Source organism: Buttiauxella warmboldiae (genome assembly GCF_003818135.1).
Lineage (GTDB): Bacteria > Pseudomonadota > Gammaproteobacteria > Enterobacterales > Enterobacteriaceae > Buttiauxella > Buttiauxella warmboldiae.
Genome location: NZ_RPOH01000085.1, coordinates 19,295 through 39,229 on the forward strand (window position 1 = coordinate 19,295; position 19,935 = coordinate 39,229).

At 55.8% G+C, this 19,935-nt stretch carries 20 protein-coding genes; 14 read left to right on the forward strand and 6 right to left on the reverse strand.

Translation table 11 applies throughout. The annotated features are described in order from the left end of the window. Positions 1-46 precede the first annotated feature (46 nt). The 7 genes from apbE to modC all read left to right on the forward strand — a co-directional run bounded on the left by apbE (position 47) and on the right by modC (position 7,343). Positions 47-1,087 (forward strand): FAD:protein FMN transferase ApbE, encoded by a 1,041-nt coding sequence (apbE, locus tag EHN07_RS17665; RefSeq protein ID WP_124025344.1) that lies wholly within the window; start codon positions 47-49, stop codon positions 1,085-1,087. A gap of 81 nt (positions 1,088-1,168) precedes the next feature. Beyond that, positions 1,169-2,239, forward strand: a complete 1,071-nt coding sequence (gene ada / locus EHN07_RS17670) for a bifunctional DNA-binding transcriptional regulator/O6-methylguanine-DNA methyltransferase Ada (RefSeq protein WP_124025345.1) — start codon at positions 1,169-1,171, stop codon at positions 2,237-2,239. Continuing rightward, positions 2,239-2,880 carry a DNA oxidative demethylase AlkB gene (alkB, locus tag EHN07_RS17675; RefSeq protein WP_124025346.1) on the forward strand — a complete coding sequence of 214 codons (642 nt, stop codon included), beginning with the start codon at positions 2,239-2,241 and terminating at the stop codon, positions 2,878-2,880. Before ada ends, alkB begins: the two co-directional genes overlap by 1 nt. An 84-nt stretch (positions 2,881-2,964) precedes the next feature. Then, positions 2,965-4,611: a multidrug ABC transporter permease/ATP-binding protein gene (locus tag EHN07_RS17680; RefSeq protein WP_124025347.1), complete on the forward strand. Its 1,647-nt coding sequence runs from the start codon at positions 2,965-2,967 to the stop codon at positions 4,609-4,611. Between the two features lie 208 nt (positions 4,612-4,819). After that, entirely contained in the window at positions 4,820-5,593 is a 774-nt protein-coding gene (modA, locus tag EHN07_RS17685) for a molybdate ABC transporter substrate-binding protein (protein WP_124025348.1), read from the forward strand. After that, a complete protein-coding gene (gene modB / locus EHN07_RS17690) occupies positions 5,593-6,285 on the forward strand; it encodes a molybdate ABC transporter permease subunit (protein ID WP_124025349.1) in 693 nt (230 codons plus the stop codon). Before modA ends, modB begins: the two co-directional genes overlap by 1 nt. After that, complete coding sequence (modC, locus tag EHN07_RS17695) at positions 6,285-7,343, forward strand: molybdenum ABC transporter ATP-binding protein ModC (protein WP_124025350.1); 1,059 nt, start codon at positions 6,285-6,287, stop codon at positions 7,341-7,343. Before modB ends, modC begins: the two co-directional genes overlap by 1 nt. Positions 7,344-7,380: 37 nt before the next feature. On the opposite strand, the gene EHN07_RS17700 is transcribed toward modC, so the two are convergent. Further along, complete coding sequence (locus EHN07_RS17700; protein ID WP_124025351.1) at positions 7,381-8,199, reverse strand: pyridoxal phosphatase; 819 nt, start codon at positions 8,197-8,199, stop codon at positions 7,381-7,383. Positions 8,200-8,341: 142 nt separating this feature from the next. On the opposite strand from EHN07_RS17700, the gene pgl reads away from it, so the two are divergent. Next, a complete protein-coding gene (gene pgl, locus EHN07_RS17705) occupies positions 8,342-9,340 on the forward strand; it encodes a 6-phosphogluconolactonase (RefSeq protein WP_124025352.1) in 999 nt (332 codons plus the stop codon). A 67-nt stretch (positions 9,341-9,407) separates the two neighbouring features. Here pgl and EHN07_RS17710 read toward each other — a convergent pair whose 3' ends face one another. The 4 genes from EHN07_RS17710 to bioA form a co-directional block, all read right to left on the reverse strand. Next, positions 9,408-10,706, reverse strand: a complete 1,299-nt coding sequence (locus tag EHN07_RS17710) for a putative acyl-CoA thioester hydrolase (RefSeq protein ID WP_124025353.1) — start codon at positions 10,704-10,706, stop codon at positions 9,408-9,410. 110 nt (positions 10,707-10,816) lie between these two features. Beyond that, a complete protein-coding gene (locus EHN07_RS17715; protein ID WP_124025354.1) occupies positions 10,817-11,293 on the reverse strand; it encodes a kinase inhibitor in 477 nt (158 codons plus the stop codon). A 15-nt stretch (positions 11,294-11,308) separates the two neighbouring features. Further along, on the reverse strand, positions 11,309-11,989 hold the full coding sequence (locus EHN07_RS17720) for a type 1 glutamine amidotransferase domain-containing protein (protein ID WP_124025355.1): 681 nt from the start codon (positions 11,987-11,989) through the stop codon (positions 11,309-11,311). Between the two features lie 70 nt (positions 11,990-12,059). After that, positions 12,060-13,349 carry an adenosylmethionine--8-amino-7-oxononanoate transaminase gene (gene bioA / locus EHN07_RS17725; RefSeq protein WP_124025356.1) on the reverse strand — a complete coding sequence of 430 codons (1,290 nt, stop codon included), beginning with the start codon at positions 13,347-13,349 and terminating at the stop codon, positions 12,060-12,062. Between the two features lie 88 nt (positions 13,350-13,437). Between bioA and bioB the strand changes: the two genes are divergently transcribed. The 5 genes from bioB to EHN07_RS17755 all read left to right on the forward strand — a co-directional run bounded on the left by bioB (position 13,438) and on the right by EHN07_RS17755 (position 18,028). Further along, positions 13,438-14,478, forward strand: coding sequence for a biotin synthase BioB (gene bioB / locus EHN07_RS17730; RefSeq protein ID WP_124025357.1), 1,041 nt, complete (start codon positions 13,438-13,440; stop codon positions 14,476-14,478). Further along, positions 14,475-15,626 carry an 8-amino-7-oxononanoate synthase gene (gene bioF, locus EHN07_RS17735; protein WP_124025358.1) on the forward strand — a complete coding sequence of 384 codons (1,152 nt, stop codon included), beginning with the start codon at positions 14,475-14,477 and terminating at the stop codon, positions 15,624-15,626. Before bioB ends, bioF begins: the two co-directional genes overlap by 4 nt. Next, on the forward strand, positions 15,610-16,368 hold the full coding sequence (gene bioC / locus EHN07_RS17740) for a malonyl-ACP O-methyltransferase BioC (RefSeq protein WP_124025359.1): 759 nt from the start codon (positions 15,610-15,612) through the stop codon (positions 16,366-16,368). Before bioF ends, bioC begins: the two co-directional genes overlap by 17 nt. Further along, positions 16,361-17,044, forward strand: a complete 684-nt coding sequence (bioD, locus tag EHN07_RS17745; protein WP_124025360.1) for a dethiobiotin synthase — start codon at positions 16,361-16,363, stop codon at positions 17,042-17,044. Before bioC ends, bioD begins: the two co-directional genes overlap by 8 nt. Positions 17,045-17,509: 465 nt before the next feature. Then, entirely contained in the window at positions 17,510-18,028 is a 519-nt protein-coding gene (locus EHN07_RS17755; protein WP_124025362.1) for a helix-turn-helix transcriptional regulator, read from the forward strand. Positions 18,029-18,072: 44 nt separating this feature from the next. Here the strand turns inward: EHN07_RS17755 and EHN07_RS17760 are convergent, their stop codons facing one another. Next, a complete protein-coding gene (locus tag EHN07_RS17760; protein ID WP_124025363.1) occupies positions 18,073-18,783 on the reverse strand; it encodes an ABC transporter ATP-binding protein in 711 nt (236 codons plus the stop codon). A 967-nt stretch (positions 18,784-19,750) separates the two neighbouring features. On the opposite strand from EHN07_RS17760, the gene EHN07_RS17765 reads away from it, so the two are divergent. Continuing rightward, positions 19,751-19,935: DEAD/DEAH box helicase family protein (locus EHN07_RS17765; RefSeq protein WP_167467334.1), on the forward strand; the 185-nt coding region annotated here is incomplete at its 3' end.

The following is a 19,935-nucleotide window of genomic DNA, read 5'->3' on the forward strand; positions in this document are numbered from 1 at the left end:
TTGCCAGTTGGTGTACCATTTTGCGCTCCAACAGGAGAGAGAAACAATGGACTTACGATTACTACGCTATGGCCTGTTTGCCATAGTTTTGGGCGCTTTAGCGGGCTGCGATAACCCAACGGCCAAAGGCCATTCCGGCATGGTGCTGGAAGGTAAAACCATGGGCACATACTGGCGCGCAAGCCTCGCCGGAGTTGACAAGGCCCGCGAAGCTGAGCTGCGTGAAAAAATTCAGGCGCAGCTTGATGGCGATGACCGCCTGCTGTCGACCTACAAAAAAGATTCGGCGCTTTCGCGTTTTAACCAGTCAACTTCGACCGAACCTTATCCGGTCGCTGATGCGATGAGCGATATTGTCACCATGGCGCTGCGCATTGGGGCGAAAACCGATGGCGCGATGGATATCACCGTCGGGCCGCTGGTGAATCTGTGGGGATTTGGCCCGGATAAACAACCCGTCAAAACGCCGGATCAGGCACAAATTGACGCCGCCAGAGCGCTAACCGGTTTGCATCATCTGACGGTGATTAACCAGGCAGGGGATCAGTTCCTGCAAAAAGATTTGCCTGGCTTGTATGTGGATCTTTCGACGATGGGCGAAGGTTACGCGGCCGATCATCTGGCGCGTTTAATGGAACAAAACGGTATTAGCCGTTACCTGGTTTCCGTCGGTGGCGCCGTGGTAACGCGTGGCACTAACGCTGATGGCAAAGCCTGGCGAGTCGCTATCCAGAAACCTACCGACCGTGAAAACGCGGTACAGGCGGTGGTCGATCTCAATGGCCACGGAATCAGTACCTCCGGAAGCTATCGCAATTATTACGAACTCGATGGCAAGCGCCTGTCGCACGTGATTGATCCCAAAACCGGCCAGCCAATTCAGCACAAACTCGTTTCGGCAACCGTGATTTCCCCGACCGCCATGGAAGCTGATGGATGGGACACCGGCCTGATGGTGCTCGGTACGGAAAAAGCGAAACAGGTCGCAGAAAAAGAGGGGCTGGCAGTCTATTTGATCGCCAAAGAGGGCGAGAGTTTTACTACGTGGATGTCACCGCAGTTTAAAACCTTCTTACTCAGCGAGTAAAATTAGAAAGCAAGATTGCGGGTTTCTCAGCACACCTATGCTGTCAAAGTCATACCATGACAGCAAAAACAGGAGCCAGTCATGAAACAACTTTTTGACAAGGCCAGCGATGAAAGCCGCTGGCAGGCCGTGGAAACCCGCGATATCCGCGCTGATGGGCAATTTGTCTTTGCGGTGAAAACGACCGGCATCTGCTGCCGACCTTCCTGCCGCGCACGCCACCCCTTACGCGAAAACGTGCTGTTCTTTGATAATGTTACCGCCGCTATAGAGGCGGGGTTTCGCCCGTGCAAGCGCTGCCAGCCGGAGAAGCCGCCGCTGGCGCAGCAACGCATTGAACGCATCACCCGGGCCTGCCGCATTCTCGAGGCCAGCGATAGGCCCGTGGTGCTTGCCGAGCTTGCGGCGCAGGTGGCAATGAGCCCGTTCCATTTTCATCGCCTGTTTAAACAAGTCACCGGGTTAACGCCCCACGCCTGGCAAAAAGCGCTGCGGGCACAACGGCTGCGCGAGCAGCTCGCGCAAGGTGAAACAGTGACGCAGGCGCTTTTTGATGCCGGTTATCAATCGGGCAGCGCTTATTATCAGCAGGCCGATGGCATTCTGGGGATGACGGCAAAACAGTATCGGCAGGGTGGGAAGCGTGCCGTGATTCAGTTTGTGGTCGGTTGTTGCCAGCTGGGCGAGTTTCTGGTCGCGCAGAGCGAGCGTGGTATTTGCGCCATACTATTAGGTAGCCATGCGCAAGAGCTGATTGATCGGCTGGGAGCTCTCTTCCCGCACTCCTCTTTAATGGCCGGAGACCAACTTTTCACCCGGCAGGTGGTGCAGGTGGTGAGCGTGCTTGAGCATCCAGGGCAGCATTTGGCCCTGCCGCTCGATATTCAGGGGACCGCCTTTCAACAGCAGGTCTGGCAGGCGCTGCGTGATATCCCCGCCGGGCAAACCGCCAGCTATCGTGATATTGCCGGGCGTATCGGCAAACCGCAGGCGGTGCGTGCCGTGGCGGGAGCCTGTGCCGCGAATAAACTGGCGGTGATTATTCCCTGTCACCGCGTGGTGCGTCACGATGGCGCGCTTTCCGGCTACCGTTGGGGTATTGAGCGCAAGCGCCAGCTTCTTGAGATTGAGGCCCGGCAGCAGGAGGAATAATGCTCGATTTATTTGCCGATGAAGCGCCGTGGCAGGAGCCGCTGGCAGAGGGGGCGGTTATTCTGCGTCGTTTTGCCTGCGCCGACGCGCAAAGCCTGATTGCGCAAATCTTCCGCCTGGCGGAACAATCACCGTTTCGCCAGATGGTCACTCCCGGCGGTTACACCATGTCGGTGGCGATGACTAACTGCGGTGAAGCGGGCTGGACAACCGATAAACACGGTTATTTATATTCGCCAATCGACCCGCAGACCCAACAGCCGTGGCCAGCAATGCCGGCTGTTTTTCGCCAGCTATCGGATGCGGCCTCAAAGGCTGCGGGATATGCCGATTTTGTCCCTGATGCTTGCCTGATTAACCGTTATGCGCCGGGGGCAAAGCTCTCGCTGCATCAGGATAAAGACGAACGCAATCTGCAACAGCCGATTGTCTCGGTGTCTCTTGGTTTGCCCGCGGTGTTTCAGTTTGGTGGGCTAAAGCGCAGCGACCCGCTGACCAGAGTGATGCTCGAACACGGTGACGTAGTGGTGTGGGGCGGGCCATCGCGGCTTTTTTATCATGGTATTTTGCCGCTTAAAGCAGGTCGCCATCCCGCGACTGACGAGTTTCGCTTCAATCTGACCTTTCGCTGCACTCGTTAAAGCGAATATTAATAAGAATTATTCTTGCTGTTATAGGTCTGGCGTTTACACTGCTCGCTGTTTTCGTTTGACGGGTAGTGAGTGATGGAACTTTTGCGTGTGGTTTACCGGCAGTATCGCTGGCCTTTTTTGTGGGTTATGGCTCTTAGCCTGCTCAGTGCGGCGCTGGGTATCGGCTTAATCGCCTTTATTAATCAGCGCCTGATTGAAACGCCTGATATTTCTCTGGCGGTATTGCCTGAATTTCTCGGCCTGTTACTGCTCTTAATGGCGGTGACCCTGGGTTCGCAACTGGCACTGACCACGCTCGGCCACCATTTCGTTTTCCGTCTGCGCAGCGAATTTATTAAACGCCTGATGGATACCCATGTTGAACGCGTTGAACAGCTTGGCAATGCGGCCCTGCTGGCCGGTTTAACCAGCGATGTGCGCAACATTACCATTGCCTTTGTGCGCCTGCCGGAGCTGGTTCAGGGCATTATTCTGACCTTCGGTTCAGCGGCTTATCTGGCGTGGCTGTCGCCAAAAATGCTCGGTGTCACGGCGATTTGGGTCGCAGTGACCATCTATGGCGGCTATGTACTGGTCGCGCGGGTTTATAAACACCTGGCGCAACTGCGTGAAATTGAAGACCAGCTTTATAACGATTATCAGACCGTGATTGAAGGGCGCAAAGAGCTGGCGTTAAACCGCGAGCGTGCGGAACGCGTCTATGAAGACACCTATATTCCTCATGCCAACGATTACCGTAGCCATATTATTCGCGCTGATACCTACCACCTGAGCGCGGTGAACTGGTCGAACATTATGATGCTGGGCGTGATAGGCCTGGTGTTCTGGATGGCGAACAGCCTCGGCTGGTCGGATACCAACGTGGCGGCCACCTTCTCCCTGACGCTGCTTTTCTTACGTACCCCGATGCTGTCTGCGGTGGGGGCATTACCGACGCTGCTGACGGCGCAGGTCGCCTTCAACAAGCTCAATCAATTCCAGCTGGCGCCGTACGAAGCGGCCTTCCCGCGCAGCAAAGAGCCGGTTGGCTGGCAAACGCTCGAAATGCGCGACGTGGTGTTCCAGTACGCAGACAACGCTTTCTCCGTGGGGCCGCTGAATCTGAAGATTGAGCGTGGCGAGCTGCTCTTTCTGATCGGCGGAAACGGCAGCGGTAAATCCACCATGGCGATGCTGCTGACCGGGCTTTACCAGCCGGTATCGGGTGCGATTTATCTGGACGGTAAAAAAATTGATGCCGGTAATCAGGACGATTATCGCAAGCTGTTTTCTGCGGTATTTACCGACGTCTGGCTGTTTGACCGCCTGCTTGGCCCGCAAGGGGAGCAGGCGAATCCTGAGCTGGTGGCGGGCTGGCTTGAACGCCTGAAAATGAGCCATAAGCTGGAGCTGGAAAACGGCACCATCCTCAATCTGAAACTGTCGAAAGGGCAGCGTAAGCGCGTGGCGCTGTTGCTGGCGCTGGCGGAAGAGCGCGACATTATCCTGCTCGACGAATGGGCGGCTGACCAGGACCCACATTTCCGCCGCGAGTTCTACCAGACCCTGCTGCCGTTAATGCAGCAAATGGGCAAAACCATCTTCGCCATTAGCCATGACGATCACTACTTTATTCATGCCGATCGCCTTCTGGAAATGCGTCATGGCCAGCTGAGCGAGCTGACCGGGCACGAGCGTGAGCATGCTTCGCGTGATGCGGTGGCCCGAACCGGGAATTAATCACGCCGGGAAGATGAACCACAAAACCACTCTTAAACGGCTGGTTTTTTGTTTTCCCGGGGCTTGCAACGCTATTTTTGCTTTAGCTATAGTGGCTTATGCCTGACAGGCAGATCGGCTTCCCGTCGATTGCACCGATAAGTTCTGTAATTTCTTTGCCTGCATCGTTATATTACTCAGTACATAACGAAATTCAGTGGAGTCACACATGGCTAAGCAGTGGGTCGCTCTGGTATTAGGCGCGACATTGAGCATCACTATGAGCGGGCAGGCATTTGCCGATAACAGCAAAATCACCGTTTTTGCTGCGGCATCGTTAACCAATGCGCTGCAGGATATCGCCACGCAATATAAGAAAGGCACCGCGGTTCACATCGCCTCTTCCTTCGCATCCTCCTCGACGCTTGCGCGCCAGATTGAAGCCGGTGCCCCTGCCGATCTGTTCATTTCTGCCGACCAGAAATGGATGGATTACGCGGTCAGTAAAGACGCGATGAAGGCCGACTCCCGTAAAACCCTGCTCGGCAATAGCCTGGTGGTGGTGGCACCGGCAGCCAGCGCAGCTGGCGAGGTGAAGATTGATGCAAAAACTAACTGGGCTTCCTTGCTCAAAGACGGCCGTCTGGCGGTTGGCGACCCGGACCACGTTCCGGCTGGCATTTATGCTAAAGAAGCGCTGCAAAAATTGGGTGCCTGGGATCGGCTCGCGCCAAAATTAGCGCCGGCAGAAGATGTGCGTGGCGCGCTGGCGCTGGTTGAACGCGGTGAAGCGCCGCTAGGTATTGTTTACGGTTCTGATGCGGTGGCAAGCAAAGGCGTGAAGGTTGTGGGCACCTTCCCTGAAGGCTCGCACCAAAAAGTGGCCTACCCGCTTGCGATAGTGAAAGGCCGCGATAACCCAACGGTTAGCGCCTTTTACCGCTGGCTACAGGGGCCGGAAGCCGCAGCTATCTTCCAACGTTACGGATTTACAACTCGATAATGATATTGACCGATCCCGAATGGCAGGCGGTAGCGCTGAGCCTGAAAGTCTCGACCCTTGCGGTGCTGTTTAGTCTCCCTTTTGGCATCTTCTTTGCCTGGCTGCTGGTGCGATGCCGGTTCCCGGGCAAGGCTTTGCTCGATAGTATTATTCACCTGCCGTTAGTGCTGCCGCCGGTGGTGGTGGGTTACCTGCTGCTGATTGTCATGGGGCGACGCGGCGTTATCGGCGCCTGGTTTTACGATGTTTTCGGCATCACCTTTGCCTTTAGCTGGCGCGGTGCGGTGCTGGCGGCGGCGATAATGTCGTTCCCGCTGATGGTGCGAGCCATTCGTCTGGCACTCGAAGGCGTGGATATCAAACTTGAACAGGCCGCTCGCACCCTGGGTGCCGGGCGCTGGCGCGTGTTCTGCACCATCACTTTGCCGCTAACTTTACCGGGAATTATCGCCGGAACGGTGCTGGCCTTTGCCCGCTCGCTCGGCGAATTTGGCGCAACGATAACCTTTGTTGCCAACATTCCTGGCGAGACCCGCACCCTGCCTTCCGCGATGTATACCCTGATTCAGACTCCCGGCGGCGAAAGCGCCGCGGCGCGTTTATGCGTGATTTCCATTGTGCTGGCGCTGGCTTCATTACTGGTGGCGGAGTGGCTGGCGCGCCAGAGCCGGAAACGGACAGGGGCACTCTGATGCTGGAGCTGAACTTTATTCAGACGCTGGGTAGCCACCGCCTGGCGATTAATGAAACCTTACCGGGGCAGGGCATTACGGCGGTATTTGGCGTTTCTGGGGCGGGAAAAACATCGCTGATTAATGCGATAAGCGGCCTGACTCAGCCACAGCAAGGGCGAATCGTTCTTAACGATCGCGTGCTGAGCGATGCCGAAAATAAACGCTTTCTGGCACCTGAAAAGCGCCGTATTGGCTATGTATTTCAGGATGCACGCCTGTTCCCGCACTACCGCGTGCGCGGCAATCTGAAATATGGCATGCCGGGACGGGCTGGCGGCCAGTTCGACAAGCTCGTTGAGCTGCTGGGCATCGAGCCGCTGTTGGAAAGGTTCCCCTGGAGTCTCTCCGGCGGGGAAAAACAGCGCGTGGCGATTGGCCGCGCCTTGCTAACCTCACCAGATCTGCTGCTGCTGGATGAACCGCTGGCGTCGCTGGATATCCCACGCAAACGCGAGCTGCTGCCGTATCTGCAGCGTCTGGCGCGAGAAATTAATATCCCGATGCTGTATGTCAGCCACTCGCTCGAAGAGATCCTTCATTTAGCCGATAAGGTGCTGGTGCTTGATGGCGGCGAAGTGAAAGCCTTTGGCAATCTCGAAGAGGTGTGGGGCAGCAGCGTAATGCACCCGTGGCTGCCGAAAGAGCAGCAAAGCAGCGTGCTAAAAGTGACGCTGCTGGAACATCATCCCCATTATGCGATGACCGCTCTTGCCCTTGGCGATCAGCATCTGTGGGTGAATAAACTGGATAAACCATTACAGACCTCGCTACGCATCCGCATTCAGGCGACGGATGTTTCCCTGATCCTCCAGCCGCCGGTAAACAGCAGTATTCGTAATGTATTACGCGCCAAAGTCGCACAATGTTATGACCATGAAGGCCAGGTTGAAGTGCAGCTGGAAGTGGGGGGCAGAACCTTGTGGGCGCGGATTAGCCCTTGGGCACGGGATGAGTTAATGATTAAACCGGGCCAGTGGCTGTACGCGCAAATTAAAAGCGTGTCGATAACGGCGTGAGTGGTGAGCGGGTGACTGTGTACCCGCCGTTTATCCGCTACAGCAGATGCTGATACAGCGTCGCAGCGATACCCGTTTCCAGATTGGTGCCAATCACCAAATCGGCACGCGCTTTAATCGCCTCATCGGCATTACCCATCGCGACGCCAAGCCCGGCGCTTTCCAGCATGCTTAAATCGTTAAAGTTATCGCCGAACGCCATCACCTGGCTCATGGATAACCCCTGTGATTCCACCCACTGCGCCAGACGATTGCCTTTGCTGTTGCCGCTTTGCGCCACATCGACCTGATCGTGCCACGACCATTCGCAGGCCAGCCCAAGCTCTTGCTCAACCACCCGCGTGAAATTTTGCAGCTTCACGGTGTCTTGATCCGTCAGCGCAAATTTCCAGATTGACTCCACCTGATGTACCGCCTCACGCAGGGAATGGACATGATGGAATACCGGACGCTGCGATTCCGGCAGTGACTTAGCCCAGTTTTCAGCACGTAACACGTGGCCTGTGGTTTCCTGATACAGCATGGCGTCATCGACATACATCAGCCCGTGCACGTTGTGGATAGCGAGCAATTCGATCAGCTGGCTGGCCTGTTCAGGCCGTAACGGATCGGACGCCAGAACCTTTTTTGCATGGTAATCATACAAATAAGTGCCATTACAGCAAATTGCAGGTGTATCCAGCGCCAGTGCCTGATAAAAAGGATGGATGGCAACGTGATGACGGCCGGTGACGATGACCACTTTCACCCCCAGCTCACGCGCGCGCTGTAAAGCGGCCAGTGATTCAGGAAGAATGGTTTTTTGCGGCGTGAGTAGGGTGCCGTCGAGATCGAGGGCGATTACGCGATAAGTCATTTAGGGTTCCAGTCAAATTCAGGATCATAAGGCTGGTGCCGATGTTACACCGGCTGCGGCGTTGTGCAAAATGACTACGCGGTGCGGCAAAAGGCGCTACTCTTGTGACTATTACTCAAGACGTTGGGAGGAGAGAGATTTCATGAAGCAAACAGTCTATACCGCCAGCCCCGAAAGCCAGCAAATTCACGTCTGGCAGCTTAATCCAGGCGGTGAACTGACCCTGGTGCAGGTCGTCGATGTGCCAGGCCAGGTGCAGCCGATGGTGATTAGCCCGGATAAACGTTATCTGTATGTTGGCGTGCGCCCTGAGTTCCGCGTAATTGCTTATCGCATTACAGCGGATGACGGCACGCTTACCGAAGCGGGCGTGGCGGCCATTCCCGGCAGCCCTACGCACATTTCTACCGATCGCCAGGGGCGCTTCCTGTTTAGCGCTTCTTATAATTCAGGCAGCGTATGCGTAGTGAGTCTCGCTAATGACGGCCTGCCAGGTGAAGTGCTGGATGTGGTGGAAGGGCTGGAAGGTTGCCACTCGGCGAATATCTCCCCGGACAACCGCACGCTATGGGTGCCGGCGCTCAAGCAAGATCGCATTTGCCAGTACACGCTCTCTGACGACGGTAAACTCCTCGCGCAGACTCCGGCAGAAGTGACCACCGTTGAAGGGGCTGGCCCGCGTCATATGGCGTTCCATCCGAATCAACAATACGCTTACTGCGTCAATGAACTGAATGGCTCTGTGGACGTATGGGAGCTGAAAAATGCCAGGGGCAAAATTGAATGCGTACAGACGCTGGATATGATGCCGCCGGGCTTCTCAGATACCCGCTGGGGGGCAGACATCCACATCACTCCTGATGGTCGCCATCTTTACACCTGTGACCGTACCGCCAGTATCATCACGGTATTTAGCGTCGCAGAAGATGGCAGCGTGCTGGCGGTGGAAGGCTATCAGGCAACCGAAACGCAGCCGCGCGGCTTTAACCTTGACCACAGCGGTAAATATCTGATTGCCGCAGGCCAGAAATCGCACCATATCGCGGTTTATCAAATTACCGGTGAGCAAGGCTTGCTGGAAGAAAAAGGCCGTTATGCCGTGGGGCAAGGGCCGATGTGGGTGGTGGTTAACGCCCACTAATTGATGGCCTTAATGTAAAAAAACCTCGCAATCGCGAGGTTTTTTTACATTTACAGATAGGGAAAGCTTATTCGCTAACCACCAGGCTACCGGGGCCACGGTTGTTGAATTCCCACAGGCGGTTTGCGTTAGCGTCATTCAGATCGCGCTGAATTTCGTTTTTCTCGCCTTGAGTTCCGATGTTGCCAGCAAATGGACGTTTAGAGCCCGCGGCATCGCCCCATGGCTGCGCGCGATTGAAGCCTTCGTTGATCAGGCTGTCACGGATCACCACCTGGCCGTTAGAAGTCTGGCCTGCGGCATAACCGTTTTCACCCGCTTCCACATCCCAGGCGCGGCCCAGCTGTGCAACGTTATCGCCAGCGGCGGTAAAGCGGCTGTTGATCGCGAGGAAACCGTAATAGATGTTTGGCAGCGTAGCAGGTGCAAACACCGTGCCTTCCGCGGTACGGCTGTTGACCAGGCGGAAATCGGTGTTATCGAACACCACCGCGCCACGGCCTGCAACCACATCCACATCGCCTTCAATGTAGCTATTGGTCACCAGGGTACGCGGCTGGCGGTCAGTTAACAGACGGTTTTGCACATCGCTGTTGGTGACAAAGAAGGTGTTCTGACGGCCCAGCAGGTGAACATTGTGCAACTGCACTTTGTCGCCGTCGCTGCGCAGCGCCACTGCCTGATGGTTACCGGCATCCACGCTGTCGCCCAGGGTGTTGGCGATAGTCAGGTTTTGTAGCTGCAGGCCGTTGTTCTGTGACCAGACGGTGGCAGAACACATGATGCCAACGGTGGCGTTACGCTTGCTCTGGCAGCTGTCAAACATATACCAGGCTGGTTTACCCGGCATATATTTGCCTGCTGGGTTGACCGCACGACGCCAGCTATTCACATCAATTTCTGAATCCAGCGACAGGGTGATTTTTACATCGCTGGCGTTAGCAGTAGTGCCGTATAACGTCACGCTGCCGGAACCGGCTGGAATATAAACGGTACCGACATACTCGCCCGGCTGAATGGCGATGTACTGGCGGGCGTTGCTGTGTTTTATCAGCGCTGCATCAACGGCTGCCTGAATCGAGGTATGCGTGACGCCTTCACCACCGGCGGTGCCCACGACAAAATCAGGCTGCTGCGGCGTGCGGATAGCCGACGGTGCCCATGGTGCTTCATCTTTATTTTTGGCTGAGAAGTAGCGCGCCTGAACGAAGTTTTGCGCTTCATCGGCCGATAAAATCGGGCGTGATTGAGTCCCTGGCGCCACCTGTATCGAAGGGCGCTCTTCCGGAGGCGTTGAGCTACAGGCAGACAAAGCCACAGCAAAAGCGAGCGCGGCTGCCCGACGAGAAAGCGAAAATGTGTTCAAGGCTTGCTCCTTGCAATGCAATTTTAAAAGGGGAACGGAAAGCCTGCTTTTTTATACTATGTTGAGCGAAACGGGAAGCCGATTGTGCAAATCGGCTTCATAAAAAAGGATTAATTGAACATCGCGGTGATAGAGGCGCTTCCTAACGAGTGAAAATGGACGTTAAAGCCCACCATGGCACCCGATGCGTTTTCATCAACCTCAAGCTGCTCCACGTCGATGGCGTGCACGCTAAAAATATAGCGATGGGTTTCACCTTTTGGTGGCGCAGCGCCGCCGTAGCCCGCGCTGCCAAAATCGGTACGCGTCTGAACCGCGGGTTCTGGCAAGGCCGCTAAACCTGAACCTGCGCCCTGGGGCAATACGCGCGTATCCGCAGGCAGATTTGCCACAACCCAGTGCCACCAGCCGGAACCGGTTGGGGCGTCGGGATCATAACAGGTGACGACAAAGCTTTTGGTTCCCGCAGGCACCTCGTCCCAGGCCAGATGCGGAGAAATATTGTCGCCTTCATAGCCCATGCCGTTAAAGACATGGCGCTGGGGCAGCTTGTCGCCCTCGTTAATATCCTTGCTTATCAGTTTCATTGCCGCTCCTTTTCATTACAGTTTCAGTAATTTCAGCAGCTCTTCGGCAGCAACCGTCGAAGAGGCCGGGTTTTGCCCGGTGACTAAATGCCCGTCAACCACCGCAAATTCCCCCCAGTCTTCAGCGCGTTCAAACAGGCCTCCGGCTTTTTTCAACTCATCCTCCACCAGGAACGGCACCACCGCCGTTAAGCCCACCGCCTCTTCTTCGCTATTGGTGAAGCCCGTGACCCGTTTGCCTTTCACCAGCGGTGAGTCGTCAGGTTTTTTCACTTTGCGTAATACGCCGGGAGCATGGCACACCGCCGCCACTGGTTTACCCGCCGCCCAGAACTGCTCAAGCAGGCTGATGGAATAGCTATCTTCCGCCAGATCCCACAGCGGGCCGTGGCCGCCGGGATAAAATACCGCGTCATAATCTTCGGCGCGAATGCCCGCAAGCGGTTCGGTATTGGCTAACAGTTTTTGCGCGGTGGGGTCATTGCGAAAGCGGCGGGTGTCAGCAGTTTGTGCATCCGGCTCGTCACTTTTCGGATCAAGCGGCGGCTGCCCGCCGGCGGGCGAGGCGAGCGTGATCTCCTGCCCGGCGTCATGGAAAACATAATAAGGGGCGGCAAACTCCTCAAGCCAAAAGCCGGTGGGTTTGCCGGTATTGCCCAGCTGGTGGTGCGAGGTTAAAACCATGAGGATCTTCATCGAAATCTCCCTGTCGGGCGCGTGAAAAGATCCTCGAAGTGTAGTGCAAACTTGAGCGGCCTGCTGGTGCTCAGCGCTTGAAAAACGCCGGATTTTCCACGGCCTCTGCCACGGCTTTGATGAGTTTTGCCAGCTGTTGATGGCTAATAACGTACGGCGGCATCAGGTAAATTAATCGTCCAAAAGGACGAATCCACACGCCTTGCGCAACAAAAAAGGCCTGCAGCGCCGCCATCTCTACCGGGTGATGGGTTTCCACCACGCCAATGGCTCCCAGCACCCGAACATCCGCCACCTGTTCGCACGCCAGCAAAGGTTTCAGCCCGGCCTGCAGCTGCTGTTCCAGCGCCTGAACCTGCCGTTGCCAGTGGCCTTCTTCAAGTAAGGCGAGGCTCTCGGTGGCAACGGCGCAGGCCAGCGGATTGCCCATAAACGTTGGGCCATGCATAAAGCACCCAGCCTCGCCGCCGCTAATGGTTTCTGCAACCGGACGCGTGGTCAGCGTGGCGGAAAGCGTCATGGTCCCGCCGGTCAACGCTTTGCCAAGGCAGAGAATATCCGCTGCGATCCCTGCATGTTCGCAGGCAAAGAGTTTTCCGGTGCGGCCAAAACCGGTGGCAATCTCATCGGCAATCAGCAAGATCCCTTCGCGGTCACACATGCGGCGAATGCGCTTAAGCCATTCCGGGTGATAGAAGCGCATACCACCTGCGCCCTGAACGATCGGCTCGAGGATCACGGCGGCAATTTCATGGCGATGGGCGGCCATTAAACGTGCAAACGGCACGATATCCATTTCATCCCATTCGTCGTCGAAACGGCAATTCGGCGCGGGAGCAAACAGATGCTCAGGCAGATACCCCTGCCACAGGCTATGCATCGAATTATCCGGGTCGCAGACCGACATCGCGCCAAAGGTGTCGCCGTGATAGCCGTGACGGAAAGTGAGGAAGCGCTGGCGTGGCGTTCCTTTGGCGTGCCAGTACTGCAATGCCATTTTCATCGCCACTTCCACGGCAACAGAGCCGGAGTCGGCAAGGAAGACACATTCAAGCTTTTCCGGCGTCATAGCGACCAGCTTGCGGCACAGCGCCACGGCTGACGGGTGCGTGATGCCGCCAAACATAACGTGCGACATCTGGTCAATTTGATCTTTCATCGCCTGATTCAGGCGCGGGTGATTGTAGCCATGAATCGCCGCCCACCAGGAGGACATGCCATCAACCAGAGTTTTACCCTCAGCAAGCTGTAGTTCGCAGCCCGAGGCGGCCACCACCGGATAAACCGGCAGCGGCCGGGTCATGGAAGTATAAGGATGCCAGATGTGTCGTTGGTCGAACGCTAAATCAGCAGGGGTCATAGGGCGACTTGTAAACCAATTAAAAAAGATTTAGGTTTACGAGTATAACCCCAATCAACGGCTAACAACACCCTTTTGGAGATGCCCCATGGCTCACCACGCACGCTGGACTTTGTCGCAGGTCACTGCTTTATTTGAGAAACCTCTTCTCGAACTGCTGTTTGAAGCACAAACGGTGCATCGCCAGTACTTCGATCCGCGCCATGTGCAGGTCAGCACCCTGCTGTCGATTAAAACCGGCGCCTGTCCGGAAGACTGTAAATATTGCCCGCAAAGCGCGCGTTACAAAACCGGGCTTGCCTCCGAACGGCTGATGGAAGTGGAGCAGGTTCTCGACTCGGCGCGTAAAGCACGTGAGGCCGGCTCAACCCGTTTCTGCATGGGGGCGGCGTGGAAAAACCCTAACGATCGCGATATGCCATACCTTGAGCAAATGGTGCAGGGCGTGCGGGAGATGGGGCTGGAAACCTGCATGACGCTCGGCACGTTAACCGACGCCCAGGCCCAGCGGCTTGCGGCGGCAGGGCTTGATTACTACAACCACAACCTCGATACCTCGCCGGAATTCTACGGCAATATTATCACCACTCGAAGCTATCAGGAGCGCCTCGACACGCTGGACAAAGTGCGCGATGCCGGGATTAAAGTTTGCTCCGGCGGTATTGTTGGCCTCGGGGAAACGGTTACTGACCGCGCTGGCCTGCTGCTGCAATTGGCCAATTTACCGACGCCGCCGGAAAGCGTGCCGATTAACATGCTGGTCAAAGTGAAAGGCACGCCGATGGCGGATAACGAAGATGTTGATGCCTTTGATTTTATCCGCACCATTGCCGTGGCGCGCATCATGATGCCGACCTCTTTCGTGCGGCTTTCTGCCGGGCGCGAGCAGATGAGCGAGCAAACTCAGGCCATGTGTTTTATGGCGGGCGCAAACTCGATTTTCTACGGCTGCAAACTGCTCACCACCCCGAACCCGGAAGAGGACAAAGATCTGCAGTTGTTCCGCAAGCTGGGGCTTAACCCGCAGCAAACCACCACGCATGCGGGCGATAACGAACAGCAACAGCAGCTGACCGACCAATTGCTCTCAGCGGATACGGAGAATTACTACAACGCGGCGGCAGTATGAGCTGGCAGCAACGCATTGATAACGCGCTCGCGCAGCGGCGCGCTAACGACAGTTTTCGCACCCGGCAGGTCAACCTGCAGGGGGGCGGGCGCTACCTGGTGCAAAACGCGACCCGCTATCTGAATTTTTCCAGTAACGACTATCTGGGGATCGGCCAGCACGCCTGCGTCGTTAGCGCCTGGCAGCAGGGAGCAGAAAGTTACGGCGTTGGCAGCGGCGGTTCCGGGCATGTCACCGGCTATCACGAGGCGCATCAGCGCTTTGAACAGCAGCTGGCCGACTGGCTGGGCTACCCGCGCGCGCTGCTGTTTATCTCAGGCTTTGCCGCCAACCAGGCATTGCTTGCCGCGCTGGCGGAAAAATCAGACAGGATTATCGCCGATAAGCTTAGCCACGCTTCGCTGCTGGAAGCGGCGATGCACAGCCCGGCGCAGCTGCGGCGTTTTGCGCATAACGATGTTGCAGCGCTGAAAACGCTGCTGGCACAGCCGACGGAGGGCCTGCAACTGGCGATCACCGAAGGTGTGTTCAGCATGGATGGCGACGCCGCCCCTCTGGCAGAGATTGCGCAGGCCACTCGTGATGCGCGGGGGCTGCTGATGGTTGACGATGCCCACGGCATTGGCGTGATAGGTGAAGAGGGGCGCGGCAGCTGCTATCAGCAGCAGGTGAAACCCGACCTGCTGGTGGTGACGTTCGGCAAAGCTTTTGGCGTAAGCGGTGCCGCCGTGTTGTGCAGTGAATCCATGGCTGATTATTTGCTGCAATTCGCCCGCCATTTGATTTACAGCACCGCTATGCCACCCGCGCAGGCCTGTGCGCTATCGGCGGCGCTGGAGGTTATTCGCCGTGATGATGCCAGACGGGCAACATTGCAGGCCAATATTGCCCGTTTTCGTGCGGGGGCTGCACAGTTACCGCTGCGCTTGATGGCCTCGCAGACCGCTATCCAGCCGTTAATTGTCGGTGAAAATCAGCAGGCGGTGCATCTGGCTGCAACGTTACGCGAGCGCGGATTCTGGCTGGCGGCAATTCGCCCGCCTACGGTGCCGCCCGGCACGGCCAGGCTACGCGTGACGTTAACCGCAAGCCATACCCCTGAGGACATCGACAGGCTTCTGGAGGCGCTGTATGACGCAACGCGTTAATAAAGCGGCGGTGGCTGCCGCATTTGGTCGCGCGGCAGCCACCTACGACAGCCATGCCGACCTGCAGCGCGCAAGCGGTCGCCTGCTGGAAAAGAGGCTTGCAGAGCGGGAAATCGCCACGGTGCTGGATGCCGGATGCGGCACCGGCTGGTACAGCCGCCGCTGGCGTGAAAAAGGCTGCCATGTTATGGCGCTGGATCTTTCTCCGGGGATGCTGCGCCAGGCGGCGCTGCAGCACTCGGCCGATAGCTACCTTGAAGGGGATATCGAAGCGATAAACCTGGCCGACCAGCAGGTCGATCTTGCCTGGAGCAACCTCGCCGTGCAGTGGTGCGGTGAATTACGCCGTGGTTTAAGCGAGCTGTATCGTGTTACGCGCCCCGGGGGCTGCGTTGCCTTTACCACGCTTGCGGCAGCGTCGCTTTGCGAACTGCATACCGCGTGGCAGGCGGTGGATCAACGTCTGCATGTCAACCGGTTTTTAACCTTTGAGCAGATTGAGCAAGCGTGCGAAGGCTGGCGTTTCTCACTGCAGACCCATCAGATCAGGCAGAGCTACCCAAGCGTGGTGAGTGCGATGCAGTCGCTAAAAGGCATTGGCGCGACGCATCTTCACGAGGGGCGCAAAACATCGCTAATGACGCGCCAGCAGCTGCAAAAATTAAGTCTCGCCTGGCCGCAGGAAGAGGGGCAATTTCCCCTTAGCTGGCAGCTCGTTTGTGGAGTGATTGAACGTGATTAAAAAATGGTTTGTGACCGGAACCGATACCGAAGTGGGTAAAACGGTGGCCAGCTGTGCTTTGCTACAGGCCGCAACAAATGCGGGCTACCGCACCGCAGGCTACAAGCCGGTGGCCTCGGGTAGCGTGATGACGGAGCAGGGGATTCGCAATAGCGATGCGCTGGCGCTACAGCGCAACAGCAGCGTCAAACTCAGCTACCAGCAGGTTAATCCGTTTGCTTTTCTGGAACCGACATCGCCACATATCGTGAGTGCGGCAGAGCAGCGCCCGCTTGAGTTCTCGCAGTTTTCGGCGGGCCTTGCCGCGCTGGCTTTGCAGGCCGACTGGCTACAGGTTGAAGGGGCGGGCGGCTGGTTTACCCCGCTTTCCGCCACCACAACGTTTGCTGACTGGGTGGTGGCAGAGCAGCTGCCGGTGATCCTGGTCGTAGGGGTAAAACTTGGCTGCATCAACCACGCGATGTTAACGGCGCGGGCTGTGCAGAGCGCGGGGCTTTGTCTGGCCGGCTGGATTGCCAACGACGTGCAGCCCACCGGCAAACGGCATGCAGAATATATCGCCACGCTGCGCGATGTTTTAAACGCGCCTCTGCTGGGTGAGATCCCTTTTTACCCTCATCTTGACGATCGAACCGTTTTAGCTGCGCATCTGGATATCTCTCTTCTTTCGGCATAGCCTGCAAATCCACAGCACATCTCTGCAACGCCCGATAAATCTTTCGGGCGCTCTTGCTGAAATCAATATCCGCCTGAACTTATTCTTGAACAATATTTCGCCAGGGGTAGATTATCTTTCAATCTGTGTTGTCATGTGACAACTTTTTTGAGAGTATCCAGCGGAGGTTTTATGAAGCGGCGAATGCACCCTAATAAGGATATTGAAGCAGCGTTAAGCTATGCCGAATGTCAGGGCTGGTCCGTTCGCCCAGGCGGTTCGCACTGCTGGGGAAAAATGTATTGCCCGTGGAATGATAAAGCCTGTCGGTGCGGTGAGTTTTGTATTAGCTGCATCTGGGCTACCCCGCGCAGTGCCTGCAATCATGCCAGGCAAATTCGACGTGTGGTCGATAACTGTAGCCAACAGAAATAGTTAACCCAGCATGCCGCCAGCCATCAGACATTAAGTTTCAAGGAGCAGAAGATGTCCGAATTTACTTTTACCCTGGTTTTTACATTGCCAGAAAAAAACCACAATCCCATGCGGTGGGTTGAAACTCTGGGAGCGCAAGGCTGCGACGATGCACTGGTCGGCGTGGGGGTAACCGGGCGTATTGCGCTGAATTTTATTCGTGAAGCGCAGGGTGCAGCAGAGGCGGTGGTTTCAGCGATTAACGACGTAAAGCGAATTATTCCGGGCGCTGCGCTAGTTGAGGTGATGCCTGATTTGGTTGGGTTAACGGACATTGCCGAATTGCTGGGTTTTTCACGGCAGTATATGCGCAAAGTCATGGTCGGCCGGGAAGCATTCCCGCAGCCGGTACACGATGGTAAAACGGCGATTTGGCATCTGGAGCCAGTGTTGCGTTGGATGCGCGAAGCAGGGGTATCAAAAGTGCCTTTACCGCTATTGGAATTATCCGCTGTGGCACGGCAGTGTAATTTGCAACGGGAACTGGCCGGTCTCGATACAAAAATTCAGCAGCAGCTCGGGCCGTTATGACGGCAGAAACGGATGAATTGTTCTTGCCGTTGTGCGACACACCATCATGGATCTATCCAACTGGAGAGCAGCTTGTCATCGAGTAGCGCAACATTTCCCTGGGCCACGTTACGGCCGCGGTGAAGCACGCAGAAGCGATCCGCCACGCGGCGAATAAAAGATAACCTTTGCTCTACCAGCAGGATCGTCAGGCCAAAGTCACGACTCATCCGGCGAATGGTGTTGCCCAACTCGCTAATAAAGCGCTGGCCGCTGCCCAAAGTGGGCTCATCCAGAATCAGCAGCTTCGGCTCCGTCATCAGCGCGCGGGCCAAAAGCAGCTGCTGTTGCAGCTCCCCTGACAGCTCTGCGCCGCGCACATGGCGCAGGCTATAAAGCTCAGGGAAAAGCTCATACACCATACCCGGAATGCTGCGTGACGATGCTTGCGTCGCTAATCGCGCAATTTGCAGGTTAGCTTCAACGCTCAGCTGGCAAAACATTCGTCTGTCCTGCGCCACATAGCTGATTCCCAGCGCCGTCCGTCCTTCAATCGGTTGCGTAAGCAAATCCCGTGGCGGCTGCCCCGCTTCAAGCCAGGTGATGCTGCCGCTTTGCACGGGTAAGTAACCGGTAATGCAGTTAACCAGCGTGGTTTTCCCCATCCCCGGCGCACCGATGATGCAGGTGCACTCACCTGGCGTCAGCTCAAGATCCAGATCCCACAGAATATGGCTTGTGCCATAAAACTGATTAACCGCCCGCAGACTCAACATCGCTCTTCTCCTTCTGATGAGGTGAACAACCCAGCTACCTGCGTAACCCGGGCCTGAAGGATAAGCTTTGCAATTCCCTTGCCATTAACCTGCAGGCTCTCCTGAAGACGCTCACTTTAAGAAAAGCCTTATGAAAAAAGCTGAATAAACCCGCTGTGCTCCACGGCCCAGGCAACAGGCTGCACTTTGTCGGTGCCTGGCCGCAGCTCTGTTTGGTGCAATACCGACCCCCTGGCTTAAAGTGTGCGATTCGTGAGCAGGATCATAAGAAATGGCAGTAACCAGGGCGGTAAAAAAGGGGAAAAAAAATCATGAAAAATATTTTTCAGCTCCGGCACAGGGAATACAGGGTTTTTTGCGGTCTGCGCCGCAAAAGGGCTGAGAGCAGTTATCCACTATTCCTGTGGATAACCGTGTGTATTAGAGTTAGAAAACTTGCGGTAAGCTAGAGCGGGCGCGGGTTGCACATGAATTGACGCGAAACCAGACTTTCTTAAATAACCGTTTAAAATTAAAGGGTTGGATAAAATCAATCCTTGCAATAAAAGTGCCACAGATGATGCTTACGCTTTTATGACGCCGCTTGACAAATGTTAAAAGTTAAAAAAATCTGGGGATAACCGTTTTGAGCGGTTGCAACAGCTGATAGTCGAGTCATTTACTGGCAAGGTAGAGGATATGGCCAGCCGGTATCATGAATCCGTAAGCCGGAAGTAGGTTGCTGAGAAAGAAGGAAAAAGGTGGTTTTTTCTTCTTTGTGAGGAGTTTATGGCGCGCGGTCGAAAATCAATAAATTGATTTTCCTTGTTTTTTTATTGATGGTCGCTGTTCGTTTGGCGAAAAACATAGGATTTCTCATCAGGCTATGGGAACTGGTTTTTCATCCAGTATCTTTTGCTGGCAAAATTTCCTGTGCCGGGTAAAATTATCCTCCGGCCCGCTCGTTTCTTCATCAGGTAGCCTCTTCATGAGTAAAGCGTTCAAACTACATTCAGCCTTCAAACCTTCTGGCGACCAGCCAGAGGCCATTCGCCGTCTTGAAGAGGGGCTGGAGGACGGGCTTGCCCACCAGACTTTACTGGGGGTGACCGGCTCCGGCAAAACGTTTACCGTGGCGAATGTGATTGCAGACTTGCAGCGCCCCACCATGTG